This window comes from Verrucosispora sioxanthis, from assembly GCF_010560025.1.
In the GTDB taxonomy this organism is placed as follows: Bacteria; Actinomycetota; Actinomycetes; order Mycobacteriales; family Micromonosporaceae; genus Micromonospora; species Micromonospora palythoicola.
Map to the genome: position 1 here is coordinate 600,371 of NZ_SAIY01000005.1, position 6,285 is coordinate 606,655.

The window sequence follows — 6,285 nt, forward strand, 5'->3', positions numbered from 1 at the left end:
TGACCGTCGTTCCGACGGCTCGCCGGGTCAGGGCCGGTCGGCGAGTCGAGTGAGGAACGCTCGCCAGGCAGTCGGGGGAAAGGTCAGCACCGGGCCGGTGGGGTCCTTCGAGTCCCGGACACCGACCACGCCGGGCAGGTTGTCGGCGACCTCCACACAGACACCGCCATTGGTTGACGAACGGGACGACGTTCGCCACCGCGCGCCGGTCAGGTGGTCCATGTCTTCGCCGCCTCCTTGAGTACGTCGAGGGTCTGCCCCAGCGGAAGGGCTTCGCCCCGAACCACGTCCCATGCCAGTGCAAGACGAGCAATCGAATCCGACTGCCCGGTGGTTTGCGACTCCAACTGATGATCCACGCAGGCGGCTCGTGATCCGTCGGGCAGGTCGGCCAGGATGAACGCCCCGGCCAGTCCTGAGTAGATGCCAGCGGAGAGCGGCACGACGTGCAACTGGATATGCGGCTGCTCGGCGCAGTTCACCAGGTGCTCGACCTGTTCGGCCATCACGTCGGGGCCGCCACACGCCCGCCGCAGCACCATCTCGTCCAACACCACGAAGAGCTGCGGGGCCGGTTCGCGCGCGAGCACCGCCTGCCGTTCCAACCGCGCCGCGACCCGCTGGTCCAGATCGGCGAATGGCGTGCGGGCGGCCTGGAAGGTTGCGCGGGCGTATGCCTCGGTCTGGAGCAGCCCCGGCACGAAGGAGTGCTCGTACCACCGAAAAGCTGTCGCATCACGCTCGATCTGGATCCACTCGCGCAGCCAGACCGGCGCGGCGTCGCCCTTGACCAACTCGTCCCAGAGCGTCGCGAAGTAGCCACCCGTGTCGAGCGCCTTGTCGACGGCGGTCAGGTAGGGCAGCGTCGGCGGCTTGGTGCCGGTCTCGATCGCGCTCACCTGGGAGTCCGAACAGAAGACCCGCTCGCCGAGCTGGGCCTGGGTCAGCCCGGCGGTCGCCCGACGTCGCCTCAGTTCGCGAAGCAGGTACTCCGACGGCGAGATTCCCACGGCTTCCAGTCCCTTCCACGACGCCCCACGCCGTTCCGCGCCGGCTCGGAGCAGGTCGTCACGTTCCGCGATCACGCGATGACTCTTCCGAGCGTAGGGGGCGTACGTCCAGGGTGGAAGGAGCACGACGCGCCTGCTGACGGTCTATCCCCCGGACTGGTCGGCGCGCCCGTGCCGGGGGTCGCCGCCGGGCGAGCAACCGCGGCGACCCCCGATCCCCGCCAGCAACCCCGATCCCAGCCACCGACGAAGGAGGTGTGTCGTGTCCGCGTCGAAGCCTGCGAACGCCGTACCGGCGTCGCGCTTCTCGACTCGCCGGGCCGCCGCCCGCCCCGCCATCGCGTCGGGCGGCCCCCGCGAGGATGGGACGCCCCGGGTCACACCCGGCGTCTACCTGCTGACCCGCGACGCGTCCCCGCAGTTCACCAGGCCGATCGCGGTCCGGGTGATCCGTGAACGGACCGGTCGGAGCACCTACGACGGTTGGGCGTGGATCGAGGTGTACCAGCTCGACTCTCGGGGTGAGGCGATCGACCGCCGCGAGTTGTACGTACGCCCCGAGGGTATGCGCCCCGCGCCGCCGCCCCCACACCGCACACCGGCCCGGTGTGCCGCGGCGAGGGCCGCCGGATGAACACGCCCGCCCGTGAACACGTACCGTCCCGCCCGACGTGGCGTTGCCGAGCCTGCGGCGTCGCCTGGCCCTGTTCTCCCGCAAAGCTGCGCCTACTCGCCGAGTACCGAGGCAACATTCCCGGTCTCATGATCTACCTCGTGACGCTACGCGAGGAGGCCATCGCCCAACTTTCCGAACGCGACCCCGGCGCCCGCCTGCCGGACCTGCACCGGCGCTTCACCGACTGGGTGCCTGCTGCCTCCGGCAGAGGTCGTCCGTGACGTTCAGTCTGCCTGGGCTGACATGTCCCTCCGGGCCGCTACGCTGAAGCCAGGCAGACCCACGCCCGGAGGGGGGTGCCGAAGGTGGCAACGGCGCACGACGTCGCAGCAGCGGTGTTGCATGAACTCGGTCCGATGACGGCCATGAAGCTGGAGAAGCTCGTCTACTACTGCCAGGGCTGGCACCTCGCGCGCGAGGGACACCCTCTTTTCCAGGAGCCGATCGAAGCCTGGCGGGAAGGCCCGGTGGTTCCGCTCCTCTACCGTCACCACCGACGACAGCGCGTGGTGTCCGACTGGCCACACGGTGAGCATTCTCGCCTGACCCCGACCCAAGCCGACACAGTCCGCTGGGTTGCGGAAAGCTATGGTCGATTCTCCGCGACCGAGTTGTCGACTATGACGCACAACGAACTGCCCTGGCGCGTCGCCCGAGGCGCACTTCCCGAATCCGCCAGCTCGACGGAGAAGCTCGACATCGACCTCATGCGGACGTACTTCGCCCGGCAGGTGGCAAACGTCGAGACGGCCGTCGTCCTCGCCTCCGCGAACGCCGCCCTCGAAGGCGTCGAGTTCGACGAGGAGTGGCAGGACAAGCTCCGCGACGTCGCCTCCGGCGTGACCGATGCCGACGAGCTGATTGCTCAGGAGATCTCCCGGATCCGCGGTGACCGAGACTGACCCGTACTGCTGGCCGGACACGGACTGCCTGAAGAACAATCTCGGCATCACCGACGCGAAACAGCTCGCCGAGATCGAGGCCAGGCTGGCTTCGATCCGGGAGGTCCAAGCGCTTCGGATGATCATTCCGGGGAACTACGGCCTGGAGCATCTCCAAGCTTTCCACCGGCACATCTTCTCTGATGTCTATCCCTGGGCAGGGCAGACCAGGACGGTGGACATCAGCAAGCCCGGCGCACGATTCTGCCACTGGCGTTACATCGACGACCAGGTAAGCGCCATCCTGAGCCGTCTTGACGAGGACGGATTCCTCCTCGGCTTGCACCGAGACGCGTTCATCGAAGCCTTGGCGCACTACTACGGCGAGCTGAACGTCTGCCACCCTTTCCGCGAGGGTAACGGACGCACGATCCGCGCATTCCTTCGGCAACTGGCGGCGGCGGCCGGATACCTACTTGACTGGTCGGAGTTGAACGCGGAGGCGAACATCGCGGCGTGCCACCAGCACCTTGCCACCACGGACCTCAGCGGGCTGATCGCGGTACTCCGTCCAGTCGTCCGGCGGCTAGCCTGATGCGACTGCTGATCCGTCGATGTCACCCACCGCTCGGTGTTCTTGATGGCGATTGCGCAAGCTCGGCGCGCGACGAGAGGGCTTCGGCGATGGCGGCAAACTCGCGTAGGGCGGCCTGAAGGTCTTCCACGATCTCCTGGGCGATCACCTCGGGCGGCAGCAGCGCGTCGGCGTCTTCCAGGGAGGCGTCCCGTAGCCAGGTGATGTCCAGATTCACCTTGTCCCGAGCCGTCAGCTCCTCGTAGGTGAAGGAGCGAAAGCGTTCGGTCTCCACCCGCTCGGCCCGGTCCTTGCCCGGCAGATAGCAGTCCACGAAGTCCTGGAGGTGTTCGCGGCGCAGCGGGTTCTGCTTGAGGGTGAAGTGCTGGTTGGTGCGGAAGTCGTACACCCAGAGCTGCTGCGTCCAGGGTTCCTCGCGGGCCCGCTTGCGCTCGAAGAACAGCACGTTGGCTTTGACCCCGCCCGCGTAGAAGATGCCGGTGGGCAGACGCAGCAGGGTGTGCAGGTCGTACTGCTTGAGCAACCGGCGGCGGATGGTCTCCCCCGCGCCACCTTCGAAGAGCACGTTGTCGGGCAGGACGACGGCGGCCCGGCCGTCGATCTCCAGCAGCGAGGCGATGTGCTGGACGAAGTTGAGTTGCTTGTTGGCGGTGGCCGCCCAGAAGTCGGTGCGTTCGATCTCCCGTTCCTCGCGGGACGCGCGCCCGCTCTCGGTAACCGACCGGATCGTGGAGCTGCGGCCGAACGGCGGGTTGGCCAGCACCAGGCTGTACCGCTGCGACGGCGGCTTGCCCAGTGCGTCGCCGACGGTGATGAGCGAATCTCCCCCAGGGCTACCGATGCCGTGCAGCAACATGTTCATCGCGGCCAGCCGGGCGGTGCCGTCGACCAATTCGGTGCCGCTGATCGCACCATCGCCGAGCCGGCGACGCTGGTCGGGGGTTAGGCTCGCGCCGTGGTGCCGCTGGATGTGGTCGAACGCGGCGAGCAGGAAACCGCCGGTGCCACAGGCCGGGTCGGTGATCGTGTCGTCCGGCGTGGGCAGCACACAGTCGACCATCGCAGCGGTCAGCGCTCGTGGCGTGAAGTACTGCCCGGCCCCCGACTTGGTGTCCTCCGCGCCCCGGGCCAGCAGTTCCTCGTAGGCGTCGCCCTTGACGTCGACGCCCGCGCTGGACCACTGCTCCTTGTCGATCAGATCCACGATCAGCCGCTTGAGCTTCGCCGGATCCTGAATCTTGTTCTGCGCCTTTCGGAAGATCGTGCCCAGGGTGCCGCTCTCCTTGGCCAGCCCTTCCAGGATGTGCCGGTACTGCACCTCCAGCGCATCCCCGTCGGCGTCGAGCAGCGTCTGCCAACTCAGCTCCTCCGGCACGATCTGCTCCGGCCGCAGCGGCCGATTGGCGCGCTCGTCGGCCATCTTGAGAAACAGCAGGAACGTCAACTGCTCGACGTAGTCGATTGTCGACACACCGTCGTCACGCAGCACGTCGCAGTAGTTCCACAACTTCTGCACCAGCCGGCGCGAATCCACAGTGCTCACAGCGGCAGAGCCTCCTGCTGGTAGTCGCCGCCGGTCACCCTGGTCGGCGGTGCCGGCAATTCCTTCTTGGTACGCCGAGAGCGCGCCCGCTGCTTCGGCGGAGCGGCCTCCCGTTCGGCCCGGATCCGAGCCAACAACTCCGCTGCCGGCTCGTCGTTCGGGTCCTGCGGCACCAACCGCCCCGCAAACGCATCCGCCAACAGCGACATACGCAGATTCGCAGATCTTCGCTCCACTGCACCGATGGCTTCGTCAATACGTTCGATCACACCTGCCATCTCGTCAGCTCGATTAACCATTTCCATCTGAGTCTCCCGGGCGGGCACTCTCAATGGAAACTCGAAAATCGTTCGCTGATCGATTTTTGGCATCGATCCGGCCAGCCCTTTGGCCCGCGACCTGAAATAGCGCCGAGCACTCGGGCTCTTCAACATGAGGGCCGCAAAACGCGGGACGATGTCCTCATTCAGACGCACCCGGATCAACAGGTCGGGAAATATTGCCCAGTTCTCCGCACCTTCGTACAAGGCCGTCGTGCCCACCAATTCAGGCGTGTTGGATCGTTGGATCAGAATGTCACCTGGACGCAACCAGAGATCCTTAACACGGTCAGGGTCGGCGCTAGTCAGCTTGGTGAAGCGATCAATGAACCGACCTTGAGTGACAGCCGTGATAGCTAATGTTCGCACGCGACCATCCGCAGAGGCAGGCGCTGAGTGGCCGTTGCGCAACGGTTCGGCCAGCATACCTCCTAGGGGGACGGCGGCAACTGCCGAGAGTTGCGATTCGATTGAATCGAAAAAGGCTGCGCTCAGAGCCGCCACCCGAAGGCGTGCCAGGTCCACGTTCTTCTCTCCGGCAGACAGCCGAGAGATGAGGCCGTCCAGCACGGCGACGATGCGGCGCTGCTCGGCGAGCGGCGGAACCCGAATGGCCACCTTTGCCAAGTTTCCGCGAGAGATACGCTTTCTTGTAGTTCCCGACTGATAGCCAGCGATCTCGCCACGCACTTGCGGTGAATTCAAGGCCCACATCAGCCATCTTGGTTCAATTGCACAAACACGAACAATGCAGACATCAACAACCGTCACCGCAGGAGCTGAGCCGCCAGGATAGATGCAGGCACGCCCAAGCGGATCTGGCATTCGCGCAATCAGGATGTCACCAGATCGAAGCTCAGTGCACCTTAGCGCAACTGCCTTCTCCTGTGTGAGCCGGCGGTTACTTCGGTCACGGAAGTATCCTTCGCCCACATCGGCAAGTTGAACCAGTCGCACTTCGCCGTCAGGGTCCTGGTCCTTACTCTCGACCCAATCACCGTCGACAAAAATGCCATTTAGGTCGATCAGCTCGGCCAAGGGTGCCACGGACCAGCCGGGCGGGAGATCGCTCACGCCGTAAGCTCCTGGTTCAACTCGGTGAGGAGGGGTTCGGCGCGGTCGCCGAAGGTGCCGGCGTAGCCGTCGATGCCGCCACGTTCGGTAAATGGCGCACCGTCGAGGTCGTCGGGGGTGATCTCCACGCTGACCGCTATCACGTCCTTGATCCTCTCCAGCCACCACGCCTGGTCGGCAGTGAAC

9 protein-coding genes are annotated in these 6,285 nt (G+C 65.8%); 4 read left to right on the forward strand and 5 right to left on the reverse strand.

What is annotated here, in order from left to right:
* Positions 1-27 precede the first annotated feature (27 nt).
* Both ENC19_RS18395 and ENC19_RS18400 read right to left on the reverse strand, forming a co-directional pair.
* Entirely contained in the window at positions 28-222 is a 195-nt protein-coding gene (locus ENC19_RS18395) for a DUF397 domain-containing protein (RefSeq protein WP_164448345.1), read from the reverse strand.
* Complete coding sequence (locus tag ENC19_RS18400; RefSeq protein WP_164448400.1) at positions 210-1,019, reverse strand: helix-turn-helix domain-containing protein; 810 nt, start codon at positions 1,017-1,019, stop codon at positions 210-212. The genes ENC19_RS18395 and ENC19_RS18400 overlap by 13 nt, the downstream gene beginning before the upstream one ends.
* 253 nt (positions 1,020-1,272) lie before the next feature.
* Between ENC19_RS18400 and ENC19_RS30375 the strand changes: the two genes are divergently transcribed.
* The 4 genes from ENC19_RS30375 (at position 1,273) to ENC19_RS18420 (ending at position 3,162) form a co-directional block, all read left to right on the forward strand.
* Positions 1,273-1,644: a hypothetical protein gene (locus tag ENC19_RS30375; RefSeq protein ID WP_235944864.1), complete on the forward strand. Its 372-nt coding sequence runs from the start codon at positions 1,273-1,275 to the stop codon at positions 1,642-1,644.
* A gap of 128 nt (positions 1,645-1,772) precedes the next feature.
* Entirely contained in the window at positions 1,773-1,907 is a 135-nt protein-coding gene (locus ENC19_RS31030; protein ID WP_268968046.1) for a hypothetical protein, read from the forward strand.
* Positions 1,908-1,991: 84 nt separating this feature from the next.
* Positions 1,992-2,588 carry a Panacea domain-containing protein gene (locus tag ENC19_RS18415; RefSeq protein ID WP_164448347.1) on the forward strand — a complete coding sequence of 199 codons (597 nt, stop codon included), beginning with the start codon at positions 1,992-1,994 and terminating at the stop codon, positions 2,586-2,588.
* A complete protein-coding gene (locus tag ENC19_RS18420; RefSeq protein WP_164448348.1) occupies positions 2,575-3,162 on the forward strand; it encodes a Fic/DOC family protein in 588 nt (195 codons plus the stop codon). The genes ENC19_RS18415 and ENC19_RS18420 overlap by 14 nt, the downstream gene beginning before the upstream one ends.
* 22 nt (positions 3,163-3,184) lie before the next feature.
* Here the strand turns inward: ENC19_RS18420 and ENC19_RS18425 are convergent, their stop codons facing one another.
* The 3 genes from ENC19_RS18425 to ENC19_RS18435 all read right to left on the reverse strand — a co-directional run.
* Entirely contained in the window at positions 3,185-4,705 is a 1,521-nt protein-coding gene (locus ENC19_RS18425) for a type I restriction-modification system subunit M (protein WP_164448349.1), read from the reverse strand.
* Positions 4,702-6,063, reverse strand: coding sequence for a restriction endonuclease subunit S (locus ENC19_RS18430; protein ID WP_164448350.1), 1,362 nt, complete (start codon positions 6,061-6,063; stop codon positions 4,702-4,704). Before ENC19_RS18430 ends, ENC19_RS18425 begins: the two co-directional genes overlap by 4 nt.
* 32 nt (positions 6,064-6,095) lie before the next feature.
* A partial coding sequence (locus tag ENC19_RS18435; protein ID WP_164448351.1) for a type I restriction-modification enzyme R subunit C-terminal domain-containing protein occupies positions 6,096-6,285 on the reverse strand: 190 nt, incomplete at its 5' end.